23 protein-coding genes are annotated in these 26,256 nt (G+C 47.8%); 4 read left to right on the top strand and 19 right to left on the bottom strand.

The annotated features are described in order from the left end of the window. Positions 1-34 precede the first annotated feature (34 nt). The 4 genes from ACQKD4_RS04735 to ACQKD4_RS04720 are packed head-to-tail and all read right to left on the bottom strand — an operon-like array spanning position 35 to position 3,206. The gene (locus tag ACQKD4_RS04735) at positions 35-1,192 is read right to left on the bottom strand and encodes a bifunctional cystathionine gamma-lyase/homocysteine desulfhydrase (RefSeq protein WP_214693119.1); all 1,158 of its coding nucleotides are present in this window, start codon (positions 1,190-1,192) and stop codon (positions 35-37) included. Then, entirely contained in the window at positions 1,158-2,096 is a 939-nt protein-coding gene (locus tag ACQKD4_RS04730; protein ID WP_427372600.1) for a PLP-dependent cysteine synthase family protein, read from the bottom strand. The genes ACQKD4_RS04735 and ACQKD4_RS04730 overlap by 35 nt, the downstream gene beginning before the upstream one ends. Before the next feature lies 1 nt (position 2,097). Further along, positions 2,098-2,565: an S-ribosylhomocysteine lyase gene (locus ACQKD4_RS04725; RefSeq protein ID WP_427372599.1), complete on the bottom strand. Its 468-nt coding sequence runs from the start codon at positions 2,563-2,565 to the stop codon at positions 2,098-2,100. Positions 2,566-2,582: 17 nt separating this feature from the next. After that, positions 2,583-3,206 (bottom strand): class I SAM-dependent methyltransferase, encoded by a 624-nt coding sequence (locus tag ACQKD4_RS04720; RefSeq protein ID WP_427372598.1) that lies wholly within the window; start codon positions 3,204-3,206, stop codon positions 2,583-2,585. Positions 3,207-3,514: 308 nt separating this feature from the next. Here ACQKD4_RS04720 and ACQKD4_RS04715 point away from each other — a divergent pair, with 308 nt between their 5' ends. Beyond that, positions 3,515-7,168, top strand: a complete 3,654-nt coding sequence (locus ACQKD4_RS04715) for a S8 family serine peptidase (protein ID WP_427372597.1) — start codon at positions 3,515-3,517, stop codon at positions 7,166-7,168. A gap of 44 nt (positions 7,169-7,212) precedes the next feature. On the opposite strand, the gene ACQKD4_RS04710 is transcribed toward ACQKD4_RS04715, so the two are convergent. The 6 genes from ACQKD4_RS04710 to hrcA form a co-directional block, all read right to left on the bottom strand. Next, positions 7,213-7,965 carry a 16S rRNA (uracil(1498)-N(3))-methyltransferase gene (locus tag ACQKD4_RS04710; RefSeq protein WP_427372596.1) on the bottom strand — a complete coding sequence of 251 codons (753 nt, stop codon included), beginning with the start codon at positions 7,963-7,965 and terminating at the stop codon, positions 7,213-7,215. 3 nt (positions 7,966-7,968) lie between these two features. Beyond that, the gene (gene prmA / locus ACQKD4_RS04705; RefSeq protein WP_214820312.1) at positions 7,969-8,907 is read right to left on the bottom strand and encodes a 50S ribosomal protein L11 methyltransferase; all 939 of its coding nucleotides are present in this window, start codon (positions 8,905-8,907) and stop codon (positions 7,969-7,971) included. 18 nt (positions 8,908-8,925) lie between these two features. Beyond that, on the bottom strand, positions 8,926-10,032 hold the full coding sequence (dnaJ, locus tag ACQKD4_RS04700) for a molecular chaperone DnaJ (RefSeq protein ID WP_214693130.1): 1,107 nt from the start codon (positions 10,030-10,032) through the stop codon (positions 8,926-8,928). A gap of 110 nt (positions 10,033-10,142) precedes the next feature. Beyond that, positions 10,143-11,969: a molecular chaperone DnaK gene (gene dnaK, locus ACQKD4_RS04695; protein WP_427372595.1), complete on the bottom strand. Its 1,827-nt coding sequence runs from the start codon at positions 11,967-11,969 to the stop codon at positions 10,143-10,145. Between the two features lie 29 nt (positions 11,970-11,998). After that, positions 11,999-12,586, bottom strand: a complete 588-nt coding sequence (grpE, locus tag ACQKD4_RS04690; protein WP_074033385.1) for a nucleotide exchange factor GrpE — start codon at positions 12,584-12,586, stop codon at positions 11,999-12,001. A gap of 17 nt (positions 12,587-12,603) precedes the next feature. Next, positions 12,604-13,626, bottom strand: a complete 1,023-nt coding sequence (hrcA, locus tag ACQKD4_RS04685) for a heat-inducible transcriptional repressor HrcA (RefSeq protein WP_074033386.1) — start codon at positions 13,624-13,626, stop codon at positions 12,604-12,606. Positions 13,627-13,818: 192 nt separating this feature from the next. Between hrcA and ACQKD4_RS04680 the strand changes: the two genes are divergently transcribed. Then, positions 13,819-14,424: a DUF1054 domain-containing protein gene (locus ACQKD4_RS04680; protein WP_427372594.1), complete on the top strand. Its 606-nt coding sequence runs from the start codon at positions 13,819-13,821 to the stop codon at positions 14,422-14,424. Between the two features lie 44 nt (positions 14,425-14,468). On the opposite strand, the gene hemW is transcribed toward ACQKD4_RS04680, so the two are convergent. The 5 genes from hemW to lepA form a co-directional block, all read right to left on the bottom strand. Continuing rightward, positions 14,469-15,647, bottom strand: a complete 1,179-nt coding sequence (hemW, locus tag ACQKD4_RS04675) for a radical SAM family heme chaperone HemW (protein ID WP_427372593.1) — start codon at positions 15,645-15,647, stop codon at positions 14,469-14,471. A gap of 43 nt (positions 15,648-15,690) precedes the next feature. Further along, the gene (locus ACQKD4_RS04670) at positions 15,691-16,872 is read right to left on the bottom strand and encodes a DUF1015 domain-containing protein (protein ID WP_427372592.1); all 1,182 of its coding nucleotides are present in this window, start codon (positions 16,870-16,872) and stop codon (positions 15,691-15,693) included. A gap of 10 nt (positions 16,873-16,882) precedes the next feature. Further along, complete coding sequence (locus ACQKD4_RS04665) at positions 16,883-18,046, bottom strand: phosphoglycerate dehydrogenase (RefSeq protein ID WP_427372591.1); 1,164 nt, start codon at positions 18,044-18,046, stop codon at positions 16,883-16,885. After that, on the bottom strand, positions 18,024-19,094 hold the full coding sequence (gene serC, locus ACQKD4_RS04660; protein WP_427372590.1) for a 3-phosphoserine/phosphohydroxythreonine transaminase: 1,071 nt from the start codon (positions 19,092-19,094) through the stop codon (positions 18,024-18,026). Before serC ends, ACQKD4_RS04665 begins: the two co-directional genes overlap by 23 nt. Positions 19,095-19,207: 113 nt before the next feature. Further along, a complete protein-coding gene (lepA, locus tag ACQKD4_RS04655; RefSeq protein WP_214693159.1) occupies positions 19,208-21,031 on the bottom strand; it encodes a translation elongation factor 4 in 1,824 nt (607 codons plus the stop codon). Positions 21,032-21,250: 219 nt separating this feature from the next. Here lepA and rpsT point away from each other — a divergent pair, with 219 nt between their 5' ends. Next, positions 21,251-21,511 carry a 30S ribosomal protein S20 gene (rpsT, locus tag ACQKD4_RS04650; RefSeq protein ID WP_012726675.1) on the top strand — a complete coding sequence of 87 codons (261 nt, stop codon included), beginning with the start codon at positions 21,251-21,253 and terminating at the stop codon, positions 21,509-21,511. 27 nt (positions 21,512-21,538) lie between these two features. On the opposite strand, the gene ACQKD4_RS04645 is transcribed toward rpsT, so the two are convergent. Both ACQKD4_RS04645 and holA read right to left on the bottom strand, forming a co-directional pair. Then, positions 21,539-21,976 (bottom strand): GNAT family N-acetyltransferase, encoded by a 438-nt coding sequence (locus ACQKD4_RS04645; protein ID WP_427372589.1) that lies wholly within the window; start codon positions 21,974-21,976, stop codon positions 21,539-21,541. A 9-nt stretch (positions 21,977-21,985) separates the two neighbouring features. Further along, positions 21,986-22,996, bottom strand: a complete 1,011-nt coding sequence (gene holA / locus ACQKD4_RS04640) for a DNA polymerase III subunit delta (protein ID WP_427373267.1) — start codon at positions 22,994-22,996, stop codon at positions 21,986-21,988. A gap of 90 nt (positions 22,997-23,086) precedes the next feature. Between holA and ACQKD4_RS04635 the strand changes: the two genes are divergently transcribed. Continuing rightward, positions 23,087-23,251, top strand: a complete 165-nt coding sequence (locus tag ACQKD4_RS04635; protein WP_012726678.1) for a YqzM family protein — start codon at positions 23,087-23,089, stop codon at positions 23,249-23,251. 61 nt (positions 23,252-23,312) lie between these two features. Here ACQKD4_RS04635 and ACQKD4_RS04630 read toward each other — a convergent pair whose 3' ends face one another. Together ACQKD4_RS04630 and ACQKD4_RS04625 are read right to left on the bottom strand one after the other, a co-directional pair. Next, positions 23,313-25,430, bottom strand: a complete 2,118-nt coding sequence (locus ACQKD4_RS04630; protein WP_427372588.1) for a DNA internalization-related competence protein ComEC/Rec2 — start codon at positions 25,428-25,430, stop codon at positions 23,313-23,315. Position 25,431: 1 nt separating this feature from the next. Then, the gene (locus ACQKD4_RS04625; protein ID WP_427372587.1) at positions 25,432-26,007 is read right to left on the bottom strand and encodes a helix-hairpin-helix domain-containing protein; all 576 of its coding nucleotides are present in this window, start codon (positions 26,005-26,007) and stop codon (positions 25,432-25,434) included. Positions 26,008-26,256 lie beyond the last annotated feature (249 nt).

Genomic DNA, 26,256 nt, shown 5'->3' with positions numbered 1-26,256 from the left:
TGAAAAAAGGACGCGAAATCGCGTCCCCTACTGTTTATTGCTTTATCTGTTCGATGGCAGACAGAGCTTGTGCTAAATCTTCAACTAAATCATCGATATCTTCTAATCCAACCGAGATTCGAACGAGGCCGTCCGTGATCCCGAGTTCTGCACGTCGCTCAGCCGGAATCGACGCATGTGTCATGCGAGCAGGAACACTGATCAAGCTTTCAACTGCACCTAGACTCTCTGCGAGCGTGAAATACTTTGTCTTCGCGACCATCATTTCAGCCGCTTCGGCCGAACCGACGTCAAACGCAATCATGCCACCGAACCCACGCGCTTGCGACAAGTGGACGCGTTTCGCTTCTTCACTAGAGACACTCGGGTGAAGGACACGTGACACGTTCTCGTTTGATTGTAAGAATTCAACCAACGCCCGTGCGTTCGATTCAATCTCTTCCATTCGAACGGCAAGTGTCTTAATCCCACGTACGACGAGGAAGCTGTCTTGAGGTCCGAGGACTGCACCGACCGAATTTTGGAGGAATGCCAACGCTTCTCCTTGTTCTTCCGTACGTGCGACGACTAAACCTGCCACGACGTCACTATGACCGCCTAAATATTTTGTGGCACTGTGTAAGACATAGTCAGCACCAAGGTCGATCGGATTTTGGAAGTAAGGTGTCATGAACGTGTTATCCACGACGAGCAAGACATCTGCCTCATCCGCAATCGTGCGCATCGCTCGGATATCCGTCACGTTCAAGAGTGGATTTGTCGGTGTCTCCACATAAATCATTTTCGTGTTCGCTTGTAGCGCATCACGAACCGCTGTTTCATCGGATGTATCGACAAAAGTTGCCTCCAAGCCTCGTGACTGAAATACTCGATTGAATACACGGTACGTTCCTCCATATACATCAGACCCGACGATGACGTGGTCTCCAGATTTCAACAACATGAGTACGGTCGAGATGGCAGCCATCCCAGAACCGAATGCGAAACCTTGCACACCGCCTTCGATATCCGCTATGAGTGTCTCAAGTGCGGTACGTGTCGGGTTCGCAGATCGAGAATACTCATATCCTTCCCGTAAGTTACCGATTCCGTCTTGCTTATATGTGCTCGTTTGATAAATCGGTGGTGTGACCGCCCCTGTTAACGGGTCGGTCGTTTTACCGCCGTGAATGAGTGCTGTCTTTGTACGCATGTTCTGCCTCCTTGACAATTCCTTGACTTAAATATCGTTCTGCACTGTCTGGCAAGATCGTCACAATCGTGCCTTCAGTCATTTGATTTGCTTCCTTTACACATGCTGCGATGGCAGCACCAGAAGAACTTCCGATGAGCAATCCTTCCTGTTTCGCAAGATGCGCCACGTAATAGAAGGCTTCCTCATCTGTGATGGTATGAATCGCATCGACATAAGCCTTTTCCAAAAATGGTGGCCATTTCTCGACGCCGATTCCTTCAGTTTTATGTGGACCTGGCTCACCGCCGTTCAAAATCGAACCGACCGGCTCCACGACAACGGTTTTCGTCCCTTGTGGTTTTAACGTTTTGGCGACACCGGTGAACGTACCTCCTGAACCCGCCCCCGCTACAAATACGTCGATTTGTGGCACGTCCTTCAACAACTCTTGCGAAAGGATGTCGACATAGGCGTCCGGGTTGTCCGGACTTGAAAACTGTTCCGGCACGTATGCGTCATGTTCTTCAGCCAACTCAATCGCGTGACTGATCGCACCTTTCATTCCGAGCTCGGTCGGTGTGTTGACGACAGTCGCTCCAAGAAGACGCATCAATGCCTGTTTCTCTTGACTAAACTTTTCAGGGGTGACGGTAATCAGACGAATGTCGTACCGCTGGCAAGCGAGTGCGAGTCCGATTCCCGTATTCCCAGCTGTCGGCTCAATCACCGTACCACCTGGTGCCACGTCTCCACGTTTCATCGCCCGCTCAATCAAATTCATGCCGAGCCGGTCTTTGACACTTCCTCCTGGATTCACCATCTCCATCTTCCCGTATACTTTTACCGTAGCTGGAACCGGTAACGAACGGAGCTCGATGAGCGGTGTGTCCCCGATGAGTTCATAGACGTCACGGACAATCATCTTACGCTTCTTCCTTGAAGATGATATGCCACTCGTCACGTTTTGCAAGCATGTCAGCTGCTAATTTTTTTGCTCCCTCAAAATCATGATGATTCGCATTCCCGCACTGTACCGGGTTTTGTGCTGGCAACTCTTCTGCGTTCATCGCATCGCGTAATGTCGCTTCTACGAGGTCGAGCATGCGTTCATAGTCTCCATCATTCAACATCGTCCAATAGAAACCTGTTTGGCATCCCATCGGAGAAATATCCACGATGTCTTCTGAATGATTACGGCTGTTTTCGGCAATTAAATGTTCGAGAGAGTGGACAGCACGCATCGGCATGAGGCCTTCGTTCGGTTGGATAAAGCGAATATCATACTTGTAAATCGTATCAGCCGTTCCTTCTTTTACACCGGCAAGACGGACAAATGGAGCCTGCACTTTCGTATGATCCAAGTTAAAGCTTTCAACGTTATATGTTTTCATGAGTAATTCCTCCTAAATTATTTTGTAGCGACGACAAGCCAAACAAATTTATTTTTCTGTGTCATTGTCACGTTGTATCCATTCGCCTCTAGCATCGTACGAATGGTTGTCGTATATGGATAGTATTCACGATTTAAATCCTCGACCAAGTCTGAATAGCCTTTTGCCGTAGCCCAGTCAATAATTTCTTGGCGTGCGTGTGGGGATTCGAACATCGTATCAAGCAATACGAATTTCGGATGTCCCCAATCGCGAACATATTGACCAATCGCTGTTTCTTTTTCAGAATCCGTCAAGTGATGGAAAGCGTAAGAAGACACGACCGTATCGACATGTGAGAACGTTGGATAACGGATAAAATCTCCATGTTCGACCGAGATGCCCAACTTCTCAATTGCAATCTGCCTCATTTCTGGAGAAGGTTCGATTGCAATTAAAGGATGTCCCTTTAAAATTCGGGCACTCAAGTTGCCTGTGCCGACACCAAATTCCAAGACCGTTCCTTCAACGTGTAACGCAACGTCATCGAGCATTTGATCATATCCGGCAAATACTTCATGATATTGCTCGTCATGTCCCCCGACTGCCGTATCGTAATCTTTCGCCCAATCCTTGAAGATATCCATGAATGGTAAATTCATAGCGCCACCCCATCCTTAATTCTGACTAAATTGATATGTTTTATTGGTATTTAACATTAACGTTACATTAACAGGTTTTTTTGGACATTTCAAGTCATTCGCATGATTCTTCCGATTACCAAAATTTGATATAGGTCTTATGTTTTAGGTCTTTAGTAATTGTCTGAACATTAAAATTTGTGCAAAAACACCCCCCTGATTTACAAAAAAATCCACTCTTTTTTGTCTGAACAACGATATGATAGTTCACAATGCAAGAGAAATCTTTATTTTTTACAAGTAATAACAAATATTAGGGGGTAAACACGTTGTCAAGAAGAAAAGTCTACTTAAACGCTTCACTTGCTACATGTATTGCTTTGACACCTGTGTTGATTCAAGCAGGTACGTCATCTGTTTCAGCAGAAGCTTCCATCAAACCAAAAATTGAGCTCGAAAAGAAACAGAAAAAAGTTCGGGTCGTTGTCGAACTCGTCGGTGCACCTGCAATCGCAGAAGCAGCGCAAAAAGGGAAAAAATTTAATGAGTTGACGAAATCAGAACAAAACAAGGCGCAACATTCTGTTCAGTCTGAACAGAAACGCGCAAAATCCGCTTTGAAAAAACAAGGTGTGACTGCTACACCGATCGAAGAGTTCACGACCGTCTTTAATGGCTTCTCCACTTTCCTCTCAACAAGTGAAATCGCTAAAGTTGAAGCGCTACCTGAAGTAGCGACTGTCCATGTCGTAAATGAATATGAACGTCCTGAAGTGAAACCAGATATGGTTACAAGCAACGGAATGGTACAAGCCGAACAAACATGGGGGGATTACGGATTTGCCGGAGAAGGTACCGTCGTCGCTGTCATCGACTCGGGCATTGATGCCGACCACCGAGATTACCGAATCACAGATTCGAAAACGGCAGAATTGACGAAATCAGAAGTCGATCAGGCCATCACTTCGTTCGGTCTACCTGGTGAATATGTGAATGAGAAAGTCCCATACGCCTATAATTACTACGACGAAAATGATGATATTAAAGATGATTCCCCAGGCGCTTCTATGCACGGTCAGCACGTCTCAGGGACAGTCGCTGCAAACGGTGATCTCGAAAACGGTGGAATTAAAGGGGTCGCACCTGAAGCTCAAATCCTTGGCCTTAAAGTATTCAGTAACGACCCGAACTACGCATCTACATACGGAGATATTTATATTAAAGCGATTGACGATGCGATCAAGCTTGGAGCTGACGTCATCAACATGAGTCTTGGTTCAACAGCAGGTTTTGTCGATGCCGACTCACCTGAGCAACAAGCCGTTCAACGCGCTGTAGACAACGGTGTCTTCATGTCCATCTCTGCTGGAAACTCAGCATACTTCGGACATGGATTTGACTTACCAACGGCTTCAAACCCTGATACGGGTGTCGTCGGGGCGCCTAGTGTCAGTCAAGCATCGACATCGGTCGCTTCACTCGAGAACGATCAAATTCAATTGGATGCTTTCCGCGTCGGTGACGAAAAAATCGGATGGAAGAAACAAGATGGACCTGCATTCTCGGAAGGTACATATGACGTCGTTTACGTCGGAGATGGGCAACCAGAAAACTATGCCGGGAAAGACGTGAAAGGAAAGCTCGTCCTCGCCGTTCGCGATGGAGGATACTTCTACTCGAAGATTCAAAAAACGGCTGAGGCACAAGGGGCAGCCGGTGTCATCGTACGAGGCGCCGTCTCACACGGAGACTATGTGTCGATGGCTCTCGATCAACCACTCATCCCGATGGCATCACTCAGCATCCAAGACGGGAACGAATTAAAAGAGAAATTAGCGGATGGACCGCTCCAACTCACGTTTGCTGGTGACCGAATCAGCGTCAACAACCGTTCGGCAGGCGCAATGTCTGATTTCACATCTTGGGGTGTCACACCGAACCTTGACTTCAAGCCGGAACTTTCAGCCCCAGGCGGTCAAATCTTCTCAACGTTCAACGACAACCAATACGGTTTGATGAGCGGAACATCGATGGCCGCACCTCACGTTGCCGGCGGTGCAGCTCTTGTTCTTGAACGCGTCGATCGTGATTTCGACTTGAGCGGAGCGGCTCGTGTGACGATGGCAAAGAACTTGCTACTCAATACGTCGAAGCCCGTCACAGACATCGGACCGTATAACCAAGAATTGAAGCAGTCTCTTCCATATTCACCACGTCGGGCGGGAGCTGGTCTCATGCAACTCCATGCGGCCGTCACATCTCCGGCAGTCGCGTATGAGAAGAAGACGAAAGAAGCGAAAGTCGCTTTAAAAGAATTGTCGAAGAGTAAGGCGAAGTTCACGATTGTCGTTGAAAACATGTCTGACGAATCACTCACATACGATGTGGCCGCTTCCCTCCAGACAGACCTTGCCGTCACTAATAAGGATGGCGTCATTCAGAATGCGATGGAAGCTCAGGCGCTTCAACAAGCAATCATTAAGATCAATGGAAAAAACACAAGTAAAGTCACGTTGAAGGCAAAACAAAAGAAAGAAATCACAGTCTCGATTGACGTCTCGAAGGCACAAGTACTTAATCCTGAAACTTTAGAAGGAACGGTATCTGCAAAATCAGTCTTTGAGAATGGTTACTTCGTCGATGGATTCCTACGCTTGACTGACCCACGTGGGACAGACGGCAACCCGTCACTCGTTGTCCCATTCGTCGGATTCGAAGGCGATTGGGGCAAAGCACCAATCTTTGACGAAACGATTTATGAAGATGGTTCATTCTATGGAATCTCTGGATTGGTCGATGCGGCCGGGAACTATTTAGGAGAGAAACTTGATGAGTCTGTAACTGAAGAAGCGGTAGCGATTTCGCCTGACGGGGACGGTTCAAAAGACACGGCTACCCCGGTCTACTCGCTCTTACGAAATGCGAAAGACGTCAAGTATCGGATCGTCGATGAAAAAGGAAACGTCCTTCGTACCCTTAAAATCGAAGAGGAATTGAGAAAGAACTACTTTGATGGCGGAAGTGGTGACCCATACTACTACACGTCAGATAACGCTTGGGACGGAAAACTGAACGGAGAGATGGCGCCGAAAGGAACGTACTACTACGAAATTGAAGCGAGCATCGACTACATGAAAAAACAAGCCCAGACGCTACGGATTCCAGTGAAGGTGGATTACACGGATCCTCGCTTCACGATTCGTTGGAACGAAGGTGTGGCTAGTGTCAAAGCATCCGACGACTTTGCAGGAATCAACGGTATCGAATTCCTTCTTAATGGGAAAGTCGTTGCGAAAGAAGCAAAAGATACAGCAAACTTCACACTCGATGCACCACTTGAATCAACGGACCAACTATCGGTTCGCGTTTCAGATAATGCGGGTAACGTGATCACACGCGACGTATCTACAGAAAATGACGCAGATAAACCAGGAGTTTTTGTCGATGCACCGCTCGCCTTATCGCCATACGGTTCATCGATTGTACCAATCATCGGTCAAATCAAAGATGCCTCTGACGTTGTATCGTTCACCGTCGACGATGTGGACGTACCGCTCACGTATGACGCAGCTGCAAAACAATACACGTTCAATACGACACGTTCGTATGAAGATGGATTCCACAAGATTCGTTTCATCGCGGAAGACACGTCTGGTAACGTGACGAATTTCGTCCGTCCAATCTTTGTCGATTCTACGGAGGCGACGCTCTCAATCAGTAACGTGCCGAAGAACGTTTCGGCGAAGCAAGACACTGTGAACGTGAAAGTTCACGTGAAGGATAACTTTGACGATATTAAGCTTCGTGTCAACGGTGATTTGAAATGGAGTCACACGTTGAAAGAACCTTATGCGATGCGTGCGTTCTCGCGTACCGATACCATCTCACTTCCTGTGAAGAAAGGTCAAAACACCTTCACATTTGAAGTGACTGACCTCGGTGGAAACGTGACGAAGAAAGTCATCACGATCAATAAAAAATAATGAAATCACGAAAAAACGGCTGCCCACAAGGGTCAGCCGTTTTCTTATCCTTTCGCCAATTCAAGCGCGTATGAGATGGCAGACAGCGCATAAAGAGGAGCCGTCTCCGAACGAAGGATACGAGGTCCGAACGCGCAAGCGATCGCACCCGACTCTATCCATTGCGTGACTTCTGCTGTGTCAAATCCACCTTCCGGTCCCGTGATGACGAGGAGACGTTGTTTTGATTGAAGTCGATTCAATGTGTTGGCAAGTGCCGACTGTTCGCCTTCTTTCGCCGATTCTTCATATGCGATGATGACTTCGTCGTATTGTTCGAATTGCTGTGACAGTTGCTTCGAAGTGAGGAACGTACATGACGGGACGACGGCCCTATACGATTGCTCAGCCGCCTCTTGCATGATTTTTTGAATACGTTCTACTTTTTTCGGCACTTTTTTCGAGTCCCATTTGGCGATTGATCGGGAAGATTCGAACAATAGAAGATGATGAACGCCGAGCTCGGTCGCTTTTTGAGCGACAAGTTCGACCTTGTCTCCTTTTGGCAACGCATAAGCGAGCGTCACGTCAATCGGCAGTTCGGTCTCTGATTGACGAGTCGACAATACTTTAGCCACTCCACTTTTCTTCTCAAGCGACGTCACGACACATGCGTACTCATTGCCCGTCCCGTCGAGAAGAACCATTTCATATCCCGCCCCTTGTCGCAGGACCGTTCCGATATGATGAGCGACATCTGAAGGAAGTGTCACAACGTCGCCTGTGAAAGCTTCTGGTGTCAGAAAATAACGTTGCATAGCTTACCCCTTCTTGGCGATGATCGCGACCCAGTCTTCCATCACACGTGTCTCTTCAATTTCAAAGCCTGCAGCCATTAGAGCGTTCGTGACTTCCGCTCGTTTCTCTCCAATGATCCCGGATGTGATGAAGCGACCACCTGTTTTTGTACGAGCATATGCGTCTTCGATGAAGAGAAGAATGACATCGGCAAGGATGTTTGCCACGACTAAGTCATATTCTCCATCTACACCTTTTAATAAATCTCCCGTATCCACTTGAACAAGTGATTCAACACCATTCGTCTCTACGTTTTGACGAGCAGCTTCAACAGCAACCGAATCCAAGTCTAGCGCTTTTACGCTCGTCGCTCCAAGTTTCGCAGCGGCGATCGACAATACGCCCGATCCTGTACCGACATCAATGACGCGGTCACCTTCCTGGATGTAGTTCTCAATCGCTTGAATACAGAGCATCGTCGTTGGGTGTGTACCTGTACCGAACGCCATGCCCGGGTCAAGCAAGATGACATTCTCTTCCGGTTGTGGTGTGTACTCTTCCCACAAAGGGACAATCGTCAGCTGTTGTGAGATTTTGACCGGCTTGTAATACTGCTTCCAAGAATGCGCCCAATCTTCCTCATCAATCTCTGCGACCGTGACCTCGCCTGATCCGATATCAAGCATGTTCCGGAGTCGCTCGATTTCTTTTTTCAAGTTTGCGAGCACATCTTGGAAATCACCTGAAGCCGGCACGTACGCTTTGACGTGTACTCCAGAAGTCGGATACGTTTCACGATCCGAAACGTCCCAAATCTCTCCGAAATGGTCTTCCGCCATCATTCGGTCGAAGTCTTCGACGTCCTCGATGACGACACCTTGTGCCCCCACTTCGTGTAATAAGTTCGATACGGCTTCCACCGCAAGCTGTGTCGTGTGGACACAAATTTCAGACCATTTCATCGTTTGTACACACTCCTTTTAGTGACTAAAGAACTTTTTCATTTTTTGGAACATGCCGTGTTCCTCTTCGACACCCGATTCGCCACTGATTTCTTCGAATTCGCGAAGCAATTCTTTTTGGCGGTCTGTCATATTTTTCGGTGTCATGACAATGACGCTCACGTACTGGTCGCCATTCGCGCCACCACGAACACTTGGCATCCCTTTTCCGCGTAAACGGAACTTCGAGCCAGTTTGTGTTCCGGCTGGCACTTTCAAACTCACGTTCCCGTGAACCGTCGGAACTTCGATTTCTGCACCGAGTGCCGCTTGAGCGAACGTGACCGGCATTTCCATCGCAATGTGTTGGTCGACACGTTCAAAGATCTCATGAGCTTTCACGCGGACGACGACGTATAAGTCTCCGGCTGGTCCTCCGTTCACGCCAGGACCGCCTTTTCCAGATAGACGGATCTGTTGCCCGTTATCGATACCGGCTGGGATTTTCACTTCGACGGTCTGTTTCTTCTTCACATGACCTGAGCCGTGACAAGTCGGACATTTTTCTTTGATCGTCTTACCGCTACCGTGACACTTGCTACAAGGACGTTGGTTGACCATACGACCGAGAATTGTGTTTTGCTCAACCGTCTCGACGCCACTGCCGCCACACTGGTTACATGTTTCTGGTTTTGTTCCGGGTTTCGCACCATTCCCCATGCACGTGTCACACTCGACTTCAATTTCGAGCTCGATTGTTTCCGTCTTGCCTGTCACACTCTCCATAAAGTCAAGGTCGACTACATATTGATAATCTTCCCCACGACGCGGTGCGTTCGGGTCTTGACGGCGTCCGCCGCCACCGAAGAACATGTCAAAGATATCACCGAATCCACCTTGGAAGTCACCGCCGCCTCCGAACTGGTTCGCTCCCTCAAAACCGAATCGGTCATACTGGGCACGTTTTTGTTCGTCAGAAAGCACTTCGTAGGCTTCACCAATCTCTTTGAACTTATCCGCCGCATCTGCCTCTTGGTTGATGTCCGGGTGATATTGACGGGCCAATTTCCGGTATGCCCGCTTGATTTCTTGTGCCGAGGCCGACTTATCGAGCCCGAGCACTTCATAATAATCTCGTTTCGCCACTATTCTCGCTCCTATCCTTACAATCTACGTATCGATTTTACCGATTCTACCTTAACATGGAAAGAGCCAAAGCAGAAACCTGCTTTGGCGCTCTCCTTTACAACGGCTGTTTATTTACGGTCGTCGAGATCCTCAAACTCTGCGTCCACGACATCATCGTCCTGTTTCGCTTCTGTTTGTGGTTCTGCGCCTTCAGCACCTTGCTGTTCAGCCATTTTAGCATATACTTTTTGCGTCAACTCTTGAACGACAGCTGACAATTCGTCTTTGGCTGTACGGATCGCCTCAAGGTCTGAACCTTCGAGAGCAGTTTTCGCTTTTTCTTTCGCAGCTTCTGCTTTTTCTTTGTCCGCCTCTTCCACTTGCTCACCAAGGTCTTTGATTGCCTTGTCTGTCGCGAAGACGAGTTGGTCTGTTTCGTTGCGAAGTTCCGCTTCTTCTTTACGTTTGTTATCTGCGTCTGCGTTCGCTTCAGCTTCTTTCACCATACGCTCGATTTCTGCCTCATCGATACCTGAAGAAGATTGGATTGTGATCGATTGTTCTTTGTTCGTACCAAGATCTTTCGCTGATACGTGAACAATTCCGTTTGCATCGATATCGAATTTAACTTCGATTTGTGGCACTCCACGTGGTGCAGGCGGAATGTCAGTCAATTGGAAGCGACCAAGTGTCTTGTTGTCTGGTGCCATCGGGCGTTCCCCTTGAAGGACGTGGATGTCAACAGCAGGCTGGTTATCTGCAGCAGTTGAGAACACTTGTGATTTCGATGTCGGGATCGTCGTGTTGCGATCGATCAGTTTCGTCATCACGCCACCCATTGTCTCGATACCGAGTGAGAGTGGAGTAACGTCGAGAAGGACGACGTCTTTTACGTCTCCAGCGAGAACTCCACCTTGGATTGCTGCACCGAGTGCAACAACTTCATCCGGGTTTACCCCTTTGAATGGCTCTTTCTTCGTGAAGTCGTGGATTGCTTTTTGGACGGCAGGGATACGTGTCGAACCACCGACGAGAATGATCTTATCGAGGTCAGATGGTGTAAGTCCTGCATCTTTCAAGGCACGACGAGTTGGTTCCATTGTGCGTTCGACAAGGTCAGCCGTCAATTCTTCAAACTTCGCACGCGTGAGTGTCATCTCCAAGTGGAGTGGACCTGCTTCACCTGCTGTGATGAACGGAAGGCTGATGTGTGCGCTTGTGACGCCTGAAAGGTCTTTCTTCGCTTTTTCAGCCGCATCTTTCAAACGTTGAAGTGCCATCTTGTCTTTCCCGAGGTCGATGCCGTTCTCTTTTTTGAATTCTGCAACGAGGTAGTCGATGATTTTTTGGTCGAAGTCATCTCCACCGAGACGGTTGTCACCAGCTGTAGCGACAACTTCGAATACGCCATCACCAAGCTCAAGGATTGAAACGTCGAATGTACCACCACCAAGGTCATAGATCAAAATCGTGTGGTCTTCACCTTTATCTAAACCGTAAGCGAGTGCCGCAGCTGTTGGCTCGTTGATGATTCGTTTGACATCAAGACCAGCGATTTTACCAGCATCTTTAGTCGCTTGACGCTCAGCGTCGTTGAAGTATGCAGGAACTGTGATGACTGCTTCCGTGACTGTTTCACCGAGGTAGTCTTCAGCATCTTTCTTCAACTTCTGCAAAATGATTGCCGAGATTTCTTGTGGTGTGAATTTCTTACCGTCTACGTCAACTGTATGCGACGTTCCCATGTGACGTTTGATTGATTGGATCGTGTTCGGGTTCGTGATGGCCTGACGTTTTGCGACCTCACCTACTTGACGCTCTTCTCCTTTGAATGCAACAACCGAAGGAGTCGTACGGTTACCTTCTGCGTTTGAGATGACGACTGCTTCGCCACCTTCCATTACTGCCACACATGAGTTTGTAGTCCCTAAGTCAATACCGATAATTTTACCCATCGTTTATTCCTCCGTCTCGTTAAGTAGTATTATTCTGCAACTTTTACCATGCTTGGACGAATGACTCGACCATGCATCGTATATCCTTTTTGAAGCTCCATCGTCACGATGCCCGATTCGAACTCGTCGCTCGGTTCTTGCATGACTGCTTGATGGAAATTCGGGTCGAACGGCTGTCCGACTGCTTCAATTACTTCGACTTGCTCAGCATTCAATACGTCAAGCAGTTGACGATGAATCATGTCGACGCCTGATTGAATTTGCTTTGCATCCTCTGAAGTTGCTTGCACTTGAAGTGCACGCTCAAAGTTATCAATGAGCGGAATCAATTTTTCAATGACAGACTGTGAAGCAAACTTGACGCGTTTTGCATTCTCTTCATTCGTCCGACGACGGAAGTTGTCAAAGTCGGCACGAATGCGAAGTTCGCTCGCTTTCAACGCTTCGATTTCTTTTTGTAAGTCCGTCCCCTCAGAACTTTCTTCCACAATCTCAGCATTTAAAACCTCATCTTCATTTGATTCGGTTGACTCGTTCTCTTCTGTCTGTGCCGAGTCTACAGATTTTTCTTCAAGCACGTCTTCTTGTTCATGCCCGTTTTGATGATCTGCTGTCATAGTAAAACTCCTTTCCGTCACTCATCTAGTTTCGTTCGTCGCAACGCTTCGATAATTTGTCCCATCATTTGGACACCGTGACGGTAATTCATTCGAGTCGGACCAATCATGGCAATCGTTCCGAACGTTTTTCCATCTAGTGTATAATCCGAAGTGATGACACTACAATTTTGAAGGGCGACAATTCCGTTCTCGCTCCCAATGCTCACATAAATCTCGCGATTTGGCAACGATTCGAGCCAGTGCGTCAATCGTTCTTGCTCATCAATCCATTCTAGGAACGGTCTGAGCGTGTCTAACGTCTGAAACTCAGGTTGGTTGAAGATATTCTTCTTGCCCCCGAGATAAAGCGAAGACGGCGTTTGAATGCCAACCGTCGATTGAATCAGTTGCATCATATTTTCATATTGCTGTCGCTGCGCGAGTTGCAATTTTGCAACCTCTTCTCCGATCCGGACTTTAAGTTGTCCGATCGCTGTTCCGACGAGACGATCATTTAACAATCGAATCGTCTCCTCGATGACTTCAGGAGCTACACGAGATTCGAACATGACCGTACGATGCTCGACATGACCTTGATCCGTGACGATGAGAACGACACCTCGTCGCTCATCTAATGGCATAAAGTCCACACGTGCCAATCTTTCGGATTGGCTATTGGGACCGAGGGCGACCGTCGTATAATTGGTCAAATCAGAAAGGAGATCTGCAGCTTGTCGAATCAGGATCTCAGACTCTTTTGAAGATTGCTTTAAACGCTCTTCTAAGCGACCCGTTTCCCGCTCGTCGATGATTTGCTTCTCGACGAGATGGTCTACGTAATATCGGTATCCGACCTCTGACGGGATTCGACCCGCGGAAGTATGTGGTTTTTCAATCAACCCCATGTCTTCCAAATCGGCCATATCGTTCCGAATCGTTGCCGAACTAAACGTCAAATCGTCTCGTTTCGATAACGTACGCGAACCGACCGGTTGAGCCGTCTGAATATAATCGTCAATGATGGCTCGAAGAATGAGCAATTGTCGATCTGTCAGCACAACATCACTCCTCTCTGAAAAAGTTACCTCGCTTTATTAGCACTCATATTTAACGAGTGCTAATCACACTTCAAATATTATCATGTTCTCACTATTTGTCAATTCATACACTCGGATTTTTTCACCTTTTTTGCAGACGGCAAACCTGAAAAAGAAGCAGCGTTTCGTTATGATAGAACGTGAGGTGATGAAATGTTTACAACAAAACAATTTAACGTATTCAAACAGGACGGACTCGACGAACGCATGTCTGGCATCCGTTCGGATATTCAACCGCTCTTTCATCGGATTTATGACGAGGTCGGCCCACAGCTCGAGGCAGATGTCGGAATCCCTCTCTACCTGCATGTCGCAAAACATGCACGCCGCACGGTAAACCCTCCGAAAGACACATGGATGGCCATCTGTCACGATAAGCGTGGGTATAAAAAACATCCACACTTACAAGTCGGGCTTTTCGACGACCACGTTTTCATCTGGCTCGCATTCATCTATGAGATGCCGAACAAAGATGCAATCGCGAAACATTTGCAACAAATCGATTTTAAATCAACGTTTACTGATTTCCATATTGCGGGCGACCATATGAAAAAAGATGCGTTCCTAATTGAAGAGACATCAAACGAAGACATCCAGGCGTTGCTCGAGCGCTTCGGCACTGTCAAAAAGGCTGATTTCTTAATCGGACGACAACTGCCTGCCGATGCATCGATTCTTCAAAACGAAGACGCTTTTCTCGCTTTGGTCGAAGACACGTTCGCTCGGCTCACGCCGCTCTATCGTGATCTCGTCTTATAATGCTAAAAAATGGACAAATCCCAAATAAGGGACTTGTCCATTTTTCATGACTTGGTATGCTCGAGTTTTGCCTCTCCGATAAATGCCGCGAACGCTTCGTTCGCGAGTGGTAGACCAGACGCCGTCAATCGGATATGGGAGTCTGTCCGTTCAATCAACGACTTCTTCACCAAATCGTCGATGACGTGACCGAACACATGATCGAGTGCCACGCCATACTTCTGTTCAAATGTCTGAAGGGAGACCCCTGAACGCATGCGTAATCCGAGGAACAGCTCTTCTTCCATTTTTTCTACTTCTTCGAGCTCAGTCACCCGTTTCACCGGGATACCTTCCGCTTTAATATAGTGAGGGATCGGTGCGATATTTGCACGACGTGTGCCATTTAAATAGCTGTGCGCACCTGCCCCGAATCCATAATACTCTTCGTTCCGCCAGTACACTTGGTTGTGACGACTTTCTCGACCCGGCAACCCATAGTTCGAGATTTCGTATTGCTTCAGTCCATGTCGTTCAAGTGTCTCCATCACTTTGAGATACATCTCGACCTCGACATCCTCTCCCGGTAAACGGAGCTTACCTTTTCGGTCTTGAATCGCAAACACGGTATGCGGCTCAAGAATTAAGGAATAGGATGAGACGTGTTGAATCGGCAGCTCGAGCGCTAGCTTCAAGTCTCGGTCAATCTGCTCGAGCGTCTGTTCTGGTAGCCCGAACATGAGGTCAATCGAGATATTATCAAAGCGCTTCGCCGCTTCATTCACCGTTTCAAATACGTCGTCAGCGCGATGCGTTCTTCCGATCCGTTCGAGCCCACCATCGTCGAATGTTTGGACACCGAAGCTGAGTCGATTGACGCCGCCGGCTTTCATCGTGTCGAGTTTTTCCGTACTTACAAAGTTCGGGTTCGCTTCGACAGAATACTCTAGGTCGTCTGAAGCGAGCGGGAGGAGGTGTCGACGGACCATGTCCATCAGGCGACCCATCTGCGCTTCATTGAGCGCCGTCGGTGTGCCCCCTCCAATAAAGATGGTCTCAATCCGTTCTGTCTGAAACGCTTCGAGCGTCAATACCATCTCTCGTTCTAATGCATCTAAATATTCATCAACAGGTTGGTTTTTTAAAAACACCTTGTTGAAATCACAGTAATAACAAATATGTTCACAAAATGGAATGTGAAGATATACGGCTTTAGCCAATTTCGGCCACCCCTTTCTTCTCATTCCATTTATAACGCTTTTCGTCCGTTCTTTCCAGCCTGCGCCATCAATCGAACCGATGAATAAACAGACCGCTCTTTAACTTTGGTTCGAACCATGTCGATTTCGGTGGCATTTGCCCACCCCCATCAGCTACTCGCATCAACTGTGGCATCGTCGTTTCATGGCACGTAAACAGTAATTGGTCAGGGACTTGCGCGAGTTGTTGCAATTCTTCGATTGACCGGTTCCCTCCAACAAAATCGACTCTGGCATCCGTACGAATATCTTCGACGTTGAAGTACGGAGCAAGGATATCACGCTGTAACACGGCGACATCGAGATCGGTTTCATCTTTTCGTTTCGATAACTTGTAATAATTTCCTCGATACGCAGCGCCGAACACGCCATGACTTTCAGGTAAGACGAGTTCATCTTCTTCTGTCACTTCATACGAGAACGAAAGTCCTTCCAACATATGTTCCACTTCTTCAGGGGCGATAGTGGTCAACAGACGATGATATGGCAAAATCGTCAACTCGTCGCTCGGGAAGAGGACACCTAAAAAGTGTGTTCGTTCATTCTTTTGAGAATGTCCCCCACCCATCTCAGAAACGACCGCTGCCGCTTTTGCGCGATGATGACCATCCGCGATATAGATAGACGGAATCGTCGCACCAATCATCATGACGCGCGCAAGTTCTCGGCTCGGAATCATGAATCCTTCATGTAACACGCCACGATCATCCGTAAACGAGAACAGTGCCTCTTCTTCCGTCGCACTGTTTAAAATCTGTTTCAGACTCGCATGTGGCGGGTGGCTAAGTAAAATCGGACCGGTATGCGCCCCCGTCGCTTGGACATGTTCGACCCGTTCCCGTTCCTTCGTTTCACGGGTATGTTCGTGAATTTTGATTCGCCCGGCTTCATAGTCCGCAACTGAAAATGTGGCGACTAAGCCCGTTTGCTGACGTTCGTTCCGGGTCAATCGATATACGTAAAATCCACTCGGGCGAACCGTCAGCTCGTCTTCGTATAGACGTTCTAGCTCCTGACGAGCACGCTTTCCCCAGTCTTCGAGTGAGAGGTTTGCTTGAAGAGCTTCTGGCTTATCTACCTTCAAAAATGAGTTCGGTTGCTCAGCGATGACCGCCTTCGCTTCTTCTACAGAAACGACGTCATACGGATCTGCGGCAACTTCTTTAGCGTGTACGGGCATGTATGGGCTGAACGGTTTAAATACGACCATAGGATCCTCCTTAAAATTCTCGGACGCGAATGACGCCCTTGATGTCATACAGTGCATGAATTGATAACGGTTCATGTTCGTTGTTGTCTAAATCAATCAATGTATAGGCCATCTCGCCTCGGCTACGGTTGATCATGTTATCGATGTTCAGTCCATGTGAGGCGAGCTCTCCCGTAATTTGTCCGACCATGTTCGGCACATTTTGATGCAAAATCGCGAGGCGACGTTTGCCGGTATACGGAAGTTCCGCATTTGGGAAGTTGGCGGACGAACGGATGTTACCAGTCTCCAGATATAATTTGAGTGTCTCGACGGCTTGGATGGCACAGTTGACTTCTGATTCCTTTGTCGAGGCACCGAGATGAGGCAATGCCATCACTTGAGGATGTCCGATGAGCGAGTGTCGAGGGAAATCGGTGATGTATAGCCCGACGTGATGATGGAATGCTTCAACTAAATCAGTATCTTTCACGAGCTCTCCGCGTGCGAAATTCAAAACGGTCATACCAGGCTTCATCCGTTCGAACCAACTCCGGTCGATACTGAAGCGCGTCTCTTTCGTCAGCGGCATATGAATCGACAAGAGATCAACGGACCCTAAAACCTCACTCAAATGCTTGGCGCGTGTGACGTGTTTTGAAATATTCCAAGCGGCATCGACCGAGAGATGGGGATCATATCCGATGACATCGACCCCAAGTTGGAGAAGGTCATTGGCAAGTGAAGCCCCAATGGCCCCAAGCCCGATGATTCCTACTTTCTTCCCCCGTAACTCGGCCCCGAGGAACTGCCGTTTCTGTTGCTCCATCGCTTCTTCTAACTGAGATTGTGACTCGGTCGCCTGTTCATTTACCCAGTTTAATCCTTTGACGATCGGTCTGACCGAGAGGATCATACTGGCCAGGACGAGTTCTTTCACCGCATTCGCATTCGCGCCAGGAGTATGAAACGCTACGATTCCTTGTTTTGCCAGTTGATCCAGCGGTAGATTGTTGACCCCGGCACCTGCCCTTGCAATGGCGAGCAGATGGGGTGGGATCGCTTCATCGTGCACGTTATGACTTCTGAGTACCCAGGCGTCAGCTTGATCTGATGAATTGATGATATATTCATTCGGCTCAAATCGCTTCAGACCCGCTGCAGCGATTTGGTTAAATGTTTTGATGTGATACATGGTTCTCCTCCTCAAATGCTCTCATGACGTCGACAAGGCGCACAGCACCTTCTTTTGGCATCGCGTTATAAAGACTCGCCCTTAGACCACCGACGGAACGATGACCGCCGAGTTCGAGTAATCCGCGTTCAAGGGCAAATTGTTGAAAGTCCTTGTCTCGATTTTGATCACCCGTTGTGAATGGGATGTTCGTTAAGGAACGGCGTTCTCCCGACACGAGAGGAGAAAATAGATTTGAATGTTCAAGGAACGAGTAGACCGTATCGCTTTTTCCACGATTCAGTCGCTCCATCGCCTCGACGCCCCCTTGATCTTCGACCCACTTGAGGACACGTTCTGCCGCATACATACTGAACGTCGATGGCGTATTGAATAATGTATCGACATGAAACCCGTAATGAAGATAACTTGGTAGCTCGATCGACTGAATCAAGTCGCGACGTATGATGACGACCGTCAGTCCTGCTGGTCCAATATTTTTCTGCGCCCCCGCATAAATTACACCGAAGCGCTCAACGTCGATCTGCTCGGCAAGAATATTCGAAGAGGCATCCGCAATGAGTGGGACATCCGTTTCGGGTATAGTCGTGAATCGGGTTCCTTCAATCGTATTGTTTAACGTCACATGTAGATAGTCGACATCTTGAGCGAGTCTCGGTTCAAATGACATCCCACCTGCCTCATCTATGAGCGAATGGATGACGTCGACCTGTCCGAAGTGCCTGGCATCTTCCATCGCTTTTTTAGACCAAATCCCTGTATCGACATAGGCGAAACGATTTCGTTTCCGTAAATTCATCGGGATCATGGAAAATTGTAGTGTCGCCCCACCTTGCAACCAAAGAACGGCATAGTTCTCAGGAATATGCATGAGTCTTCTGAGTCTTGCCTCGAGCGAGTCGACCACTTGTTGGAATGACTCTGAACGATGACTCGTTTCGATGATCGAGACCCCTTCATATTCGAATGTCAGCAGATGTTGTTGAATCTCTTGCATCACTTCTTTTGGTAGCATGCCGGGACCCGCAGAGTATGTATACGTCGACACGGTGTTTCCTCCTCTTTTGTCTGTCTAAGGGTGTACTCTTCCTTAAAAGAAGTGCCATTTCCTGCCTAAACAAAAAAATCACCCGATTCGAACATCAGGGTGATTCAATCCAATTATTCTTCGTCCATCGATAGAACGGACATGAACGCTTCTTGCGGGACTTCGACAGACCCGACCATCTTCATGCGCTTCTTACCTTCTTTTTGTTTCTCAAGGAGTTTCCGCTTACGCGAGATGTCTCCCCCATAACATTTAGCCAAAACGTTTTTACGAAGTGCTTTGATTGTCGAACGTGCGACAATTTTTGTTCCGACGGCAGCTTGTACAGGGACTTCGAACTGCATCCGTGGGATGAGTGCTTTCAACTTCTCGACAATCACTTTTCCGCGCTCATACGCAAAGTCGCGGTGAACGATGAAGCTGAGGGCATCGACCACTTCGTTGTTGAGCAAGATGTCCATCTTCACGAGACGTGATTGTCGATAACCGATCAACTCATAATCGAGAGACGCATACCCTTTCGTGCTCGACTTCAATTGATCGAAGAAGTCATAGACGATTTCACTCAATGGAATCTCATACGTGATTTTGACGCGTGTCGTGTCGATATACTGCATATCGATGAACGTCCCACGTTTCTTCTGGCAAAGTTCCATGATGGCCCCGACATAATCGTTCGGTGTCATGACGGCCGCTTTGACATAAGGCTCTTCAATCGATTCCACTTTTTGTTGTTCCGGCATCTTCGATGGGTTATCAACGTGGACGACTTCTCCTGAAGTTGTCGTCACGTGATAGATAACCGATGGTGCCGTCGTGATCAAGTCGATCCCGAACTCACGCTCAATCCGTTCTTGGATGATTTCCATGTGAAGCATCCCTAGGAATCCACAACGGAAACCGAATCCGAGTGCTTGTGACGTCTCAGGTTCAAACTCGAGCGCGGCATCAGAAAGTTGAAGCTTTTCGAGTGCCTCACGAAGGTCGTTGTAGTTGGCTGCATCGATTGGATACAATCCACAGTACACCATCGGGTTCATTTTACGGTAACCCGGAAGCTGAGACGTGGCAGGATTTTTCGCAAGTGTGATTGTATCCCCGACACGAACATCTCCGACTGTTTTGATTGACGCAGAAAGTGTTCCTACATCACCGACGTTCAATTCTTTGACCGAGACAGGCTTCGGTGTCGATACACCGAGGTCCGTTACTTCGAACGTCTTCCCGGTAGCCATCATCTGAACTTTATCTCCTACTTTGACCGAACCGTTGACGATTCGAATCGATGCGACGACACCACGGTAGGCATCATAGTACGAGTCGAAAATCAAGGCTTGTAACGGTTCTGACGGATCACCTGTCGGAGGTGGTACGAGTTCGACGATTTGCTCGAGAATCTCTTCGATTCCAATCCCTGCCTTGGCAGAAGTCGGGACCGCATCGCTCGCGTCGAGACCGATGACGTCTTCAATCTCTTGACGCACGCGATCGACATCCGCTGACGGCAAGTCGATTTTATTGATGACCGGAATGATTTCGAGGTCGTTATCGAGTGCTAAGTAAACGTTCGCAAGAGTTTGCGCTTCAATTCCTTGTGCCGCATCGACGACGAGAATTGCACCTTCACATGCCGCAAGCGAACGCGACACTTCATACGTGAAGTCGACGTGTCCTGGCGTGTCAATCAAGTGAAGAATATACTCTTCTCCGTCTTTTGCCGTGTAGTTCAATTTAACAGCGTTCAATTTAATTGTAATCCCACGCTCACGCTCTAAATCCATCGCGTCAAGCGTCTGCTCTTTCATCTCACGAGCCGTGAGTGCACCAGTTTTCTCAAGAATCCGGTCAGCGAGTGTCGACTTTCCATGATCGATGTGAGCGATAATCGAAAAGTTACGAATCTTCTTCTGACGATTCTCTAATTCTTGTTTATTCATATATGGGTTCACCTATCCTTCTCATGCATACCGTGTCATTATATCAAAATCCTAAAGTAATGTGTACGACCTACTACAACAATACCACATATAGTTTTCAGAATAATCATCAAGTGGTTGCTTTTCATATAACCGTTTGCTACAATTGTGCTTGTTCTGTTGAATGATTACTTGAAGTAATAAGAACATACACTTTCTTGTTTCAGGAGGTGACAAACAATGGCAAACATCAAATCAGCAATCAAACGTGCAAAAACTTCTGAAAAACGTCGTGTTGCGAACTCTCAAGAGAAAGCGGCAATGCGTACAGCAGTAAAACGTGTTGATGCTCTCGTACTCGAAGGAAACAAAGAAGCTGCTCAAGAAGCTTTCGTCCTCGCTACGAAGAAGCTCGACAAGGCTGCATCAAAAGGCCTTATCCACAAAAACAAAGCAGGTCGTGATAAATCACGCCTCGCAGCTCGTATCGCTGCTCTCTAATTAGAGACCAAACGAAACAGCCGCCTCCTACTCGGAGCCGGCTGTTTTTTTGTATACCATGACATAGTGAGGACCGATTCCAGGAATATCGAACGGTTCACCAATTCGTTCGAGACCGTTCCGTTCGTAGAAGCGAACGGCCACTTCTCGGGCGTTACACCACCACGAGCTATCTAACTCTTCATGTAACGCTTGTAAGAAATGCGACCCGATTCCTTGTCCGGCTAGATCCGGGTCCGTCGCCATTCCCCGAAGTTGATACGGGACCGACTCGCCTTCAATTTCTCTTGATGACAACATGACAGTCGCGACCGATTGCACGTGCTCTCTTTCGACCCAAGCAAAATGACGAGTCGTCGACGACTCATCCCCTTCAAAATAACAAGTCTCAATCCCTTTACCTGGTCTGAGTACAATATGTCGAAGTGGAATCACATCTTGTAGTGATACTTGTTTCAATCCCATGTTCTCACCTCACAATAAGGCCAGTTGGCAAACGAGTGTATCGAATACGATTTGTTTATCGCCACGACCTGTTTTCATCGCTTCATCCGCATCTGCAATCAACGTCAACGCTTGCGCGAGCTGCGCTTCTGAAAAATTACGACTCGCTTGTGTTGCTAGTTTGACGGTATATGGATGAGCACCAATTTTTGAAGCGATTTGTTTTTCTCCGTACCCCGCTTCTGTCAACTGCTTTGATAGATACATGTTTCGGTATTGCCTTGCTAACAAACCAAGAAGTCCAATCAGTTCTTGTCCTTGCTTCTCTAAGTCACGTACTAACCGAAGCGCCGCATCTGCGCGTCGTTTGACGAGGAGCTCGGACAGCTGAAACACATTATCTTCTAGCGTACGTGGCACCAAATCATTCACGATCTCAATCGGAATCATCGCGCCTGTTCCTGCATATAACTGTAGTTTTTCTAATTCTCGGACTAATTTTCCCCAGTCATCCTGGCATAAGAACAACAGTCGCTCCATGGTCGCCCGTTCCATTTTTTGTTGTTCCTGACTAAGCGTATCATTCACATATCGCATCAATTCTGCTTGGCTTGGCTTTTTCGCTTCGAGTACGATGGCCCGTTCTTTCAACCGTTTCACGATTTTTTTACGTTCATCGAGTTTTTCCGACTCCACAATGAGGACGAGGACCGAGTAAGTCGCGGGCTGAACGACATATTCGGCGAGACGGTCGACGTTATACTTTTGCTTTTCTTTCGCTCCCGTCAAAAATTGGGCATTCTTGACGATGACCGTCCGAAATTCACTGAAAAAAGGGACCGTTTCCGCTTCATCGAGCGCAGTATCTAATGACGTCTCTTGGAGATCGAGTTGCATGACATCAAATTGATCACCGGATGGGTTGGCCGCCTTCACGATTCCACGTTCCCAATTTTCTAATAAATACTTTTCAGTTCCATGGAGAACATAGACGCTCGCTAGTTTACCATTATGTAACCACGGTTCATTCAAAACACACACCACTTTCACAATTTATTCTCATCTAAACATAGATTATCTTCGCATGATTCGCTATACTTATAAAGGAAGTATGATAAGGAGGGACCTAATATGCAAATTAACTCTGTACGCCCACCGAGTGAAAACCCGTTTGAAAATGATGTTCAATGCAAACGTAATGACGCGATCGACTCTGCGATCGGCTTCATCGTCCCATTTGGCTTTTTCTTCACGATTTTCTTCATCGGTGTCATCATCAAGTTCTTAAGCCTATAAGTTTTCAAACGATTGCCCCGGGGGAGCAATCGTTTTTTAGTGTATCATATTTACTCACGCACTAGTCGATGATCCCCCGACACATTCTTTTTTCACAGATGATCATCCCATCGAGATCGGTTCGCAACAAGCGACGTCCGACAATCCGGTCTAACGTCTCCTGATGTGGATGGCCATAACGATTGTTCGCTCCGACGCTCGCAATCACCCATTCCGGATCGATTCGCTCGAGCAACTCTTCCCCTGACGACGTATTCGATCCATGATGCCCTAACTTGAACACGTCGACATCAACCGTCGGTAAGTTAGTCTCTTCTTCTATAGGCAAATCCCCTGTCAATAAATACCGCATGCCACCTACGTTCATATAGAGGCTGATTGAATGGTCATTTTCATCTTCATGCACTTTAGTCGGTGCGACAATCCATATCCAAGACATCGGTCGATCTCCTGCCTCGAGATAGCGAACGGATGCCCCGTATTTTAGCGTCAACTGAAGAATCTCCTCACGCTTCTCTGCATTCGCCACTTCTTTCGATAACCAAATCTCCTTTACATGCACGAGCTTCAACAATCCTTCTAAGCCACCGATGTGGTCATGGTCCGCATGCGTCAAGAGGACAAAATCAAGTGCACGCTCCCCCCGCTTCCATATATACGGTGCCACAACGTCCGCTCCCGGGTCATACACTGTCCGTTTTTGCTCGTTGGGATCCTGAAAGACGCCGCCGACATCAATCACACCAATTGTTTCTCCTGACTCTACAACAATCGCATCGCCTTGACCGACATCTAAAAATGTCACCCGTGGAGCCTCTGCCCATTCGGCCCAACCGGCAACGAGGATACACGTCATTATGGCCATACACCATCCGAACCATCGCTTCCGTTGGACAAGAAGTAAACTTCCCCAAATCCCAATCCACAAAGCGATTTGCTGCGGAAATGTCAGTTCATGCATCGGTAGCCAGGGTCGATTCATATCATGCATGGAGAACATTCCGTTGATGGCATCTAAGATCACCATGAATATTGGTGTAACTTCTGGAACGACCCAAACAATTAGTGCGAGCGGCATCATCACCCATGATATGCAAAACGCCATGATCATATTGAAAAGGGGTGCAGCGACGGATAGAATCGGTTGAACTTGCCAAAGGACGAATAATCCAAATAGTTGGGCAAACACGGACAACTCCAACAACCCGGTCCACATCTGTCTCGTGACCAACAAGAAGAACGTCATCCCGACCGTTAACTGAAACCCTAAGTTTGAGAGAAGGTGTGGTTGAAAGGCAAGCATGGCAGCTGCGCACCAACTTAAGAGACGAATCGGGTCCCTTACCGATACACCAAATAAAGAAAGGATGAGCAACACATCTGCCACGAGGACAGCTCGTGCGACCGGTGGTGAAAAACCAGTCAGCCATCCGAACGCCGTAATCGTCAATAGAATCAATACCGTCTTCGTCTCTCGTCGAATCGGGATCGGTCGAAACATTGCTCGAAGCGCGACGATCAGCATGGCGATATGCGAACCTGAGATGACGAGAAGATGCAGGAGACCCGTCACTTGATATGAGAAAGAAGTCTGTTCGTCGAGCATCCGGCTCTCACCGAACAATAAGGCCTCTATGTATAGCGCGACATCGGCGCGATATTGTTGTTCAATCTGTTGGAGACGTCTCTCTTTCCACCTCAACATCCAACCGTCCATCCCTGTTGTCGGACGGCACTCGTCGATTCGCTTGACCTTTCCTTTAAAGGATAAGTCCGCGCTAGCCGCCCATTTCTGTTCGTCAAATCCCCCGATGTTCCGTAACGGCTGAAACAGTTCTTGTTCCATTTCTACGAGACACGTCTCACCAGGTCTACCAATCGAGAGCTCCCTCCCTCGCAACACACCTTGATGAGTCCCCACGTTCCCATATAATCGGGCCGTCTTCCCGTTCTCTTTACGACTCTCAATCGAGAACACGATTGTGTCTGTCGGTGTCCATTCTGCCGGATTGGCATGTAGCCATGCGATCAGGATGAGGAGAATGACACCGAGTTTCGCATATAGATGTTGTCCGCCTCGAGACGCGACATATAACACACCGGAAACGATTGTGACGAGGTAGATTCCTTCAGTCAATCCGGTCACCATCACGATCGCAAATAGTGGAAATAACGGCATCTCATGGTACCAATAAGTAAGGTTTCATACTTTCTAATGTTTTCTCCCCAAATCCTTTCACATCACCTAAATCCTCGTATGTTTTAAAGGGACCATTCTCTTTCAGGTGGTTCAAAATCGCGTCTGCCTTAGCAGGACCGATGCCAGGGACCGACATCAACTCGTCTTTCGTGGCACTATTCACGTGTACCCCATTTGGTTCTAACTCTGTGCTAGGTACCTCTTGTGCAATCGGCGCTTCTCCTTTTTTCGGTACGATGATTTTTACACCGTCCACGAGTAGTTGTGCCAAGTTCAATTGTTCCGGGTCGGCTTCATCTGTTAATACGGCCAATGAGAGAACATCCCCGACTCTAGCACCTTCTGGTACGGTATAGACGTTCGGAGACTCGACCGCGCCTGTGACATAGACGACGATTTCTAATCGCTCTACTGTCTCAGCCGGAATTTCTTCTTCTGATTCTACGACAAACTCATCGACGACACGTTCTTCTGGCTCTTTACTATAAAATAAATAACCAATACCTAAAAACAGGACGACGACAACACCGATGATGACCTGCTTCCACTTTTCCAAGACGATTCTCCCCCTGTTTCGACTATTATATCTAGTATGCCGAATCCAGCGTAACTACACTTGTCCCGTTCCAGGTCTTAATTCATTCTCAACGGAGTCGTTTGCTTGCCTGCTACGTACCCAACCTTCATACAATAGGAAAGATAATCGCTCATTTCCTTGCGACAACAGAAAAAGGGGCCCAACATTCGAAACAGCAAAAAAACCGAAAACCAATGGGTGGTCTTCGGTCTTTCTGTATGAGGATCA

This window comes from Exiguobacterium sp. NPDC077395, from assembly GCF_050269125.1.
Taxonomy (GTDB): Bacteria; Bacillota; Bacilli; order Exiguobacteriales; family Exiguobacteriaceae; genus Exiguobacterium; species Exiguobacterium aestuarii_A.
This window is presented reverse-complemented; position numbering and strand designations above follow the sequence as displayed.

Bases quoted from the DNA above. Each gene is read 5' to 3' on its own strand.
- ACQKD4_RS04710 (WP_427372596.1), bottom strand. From the start codon at position 7,965: ATGCAACGTTATTTTCTGACACCAGAAGCTTTCACAGGCGACGTTGTG.
- grpE (WP_074033385.1), bottom strand. From the start codon at position 12,586: ATGACAGCAGATCATCAAAACGGGCATGAACAAGAAGACGTGCTTGAA.
- ACQKD4_RS04680 (WP_427372594.1), top strand. From the start codon at position 13,819: ATGTTTACAACAAAACAATTTAACGTATTCAAACAGGACGGACTCGAC.
- lepA (WP_214693159.1), bottom strand. From the start codon at position 21,031: ATGAATAAACAAGAATTAGAGAATCGTCAGAAGAAGATTCGTAACTTT.
- ACQKD4_RS04735 (WP_214693119.1), bottom strand. From the start codon at position 1,192: ATGCGTACAAAGACAGCACTCATTCACGGCGGTAAAACGACCGACCCG.
- hemW (WP_427372593.1), bottom strand. From the start codon at position 15,647: ATGAGAAGAAAGGGGTGGCCGAAATTGGCTAAAGCCGTATATCTTCAC.
- ACQKD4_RS04720 (WP_427372598.1), bottom strand. From the start codon at position 3,206: ATGAATTTACCATTCATGGATATCTTCAAGGATTGGGCGAAAGATTAC.
- prmA (WP_214820312.1), bottom strand. From the start codon at position 8,907: ATGAAATGGTCTGAAATTTGTGTCCACACGACACAGCTTGCGGTGGAA.
- ACQKD4_RS04670 (WP_427372592.1), bottom strand. From the start codon at position 16,872: ATGGTCGTATTTAAACCGTTCAGCCCATACATGCCCGTACACGCTAAA.
- ACQKD4_RS04730 (WP_427372600.1), bottom strand. From the start codon at position 2,096: ATGATTGTCCGTGACGTCTATGAACTCATCGGGGACACACCGCTCATC.
- ACQKD4_RS04665 (WP_427372591.1), bottom strand. From the start codon at position 18,046: ATGTATCACATCAAAACATTTAACCAAATCGCTGCAGCGGGTCTGAAG.
- ACQKD4_RS04630 (WP_427372588.1), bottom strand. From the start codon at position 25,430: ATGCCGTTATTTCCACTATTTGCGATCGTGATGGTGACCGGATTGACT.
- ACQKD4_RS04725 (WP_427372599.1), bottom strand. From the start codon at position 2,565: ATGAAAACATATAACGTTGAAAGCTTTAACTTGGATCATACGAAAGTG.
- rpsT (WP_012726675.1), top strand. From the start codon at position 21,251: ATGGCAAACATCAAATCAGCAATCAAACGTGCAAAAACTTCTGAAAAA.
- ACQKD4_RS04645 (WP_427372589.1), bottom strand. From the start codon at position 21,976: ATGGGATTGAAACAAGTATCACTACAAGATGTGATTCCACTTCGACAT.
- dnaK (WP_427372595.1), bottom strand. From the start codon at position 11,969: ATGGGTAAAATTATCGGTATTGACTTAGGGACTACAAACTCATGTGTG.
- ACQKD4_RS04635 (WP_012726678.1), top strand. From the start codon at position 23,087: ATGCAAATTAACTCTGTACGCCCACCGAGTGAAAACCCGTTTGAAAAT.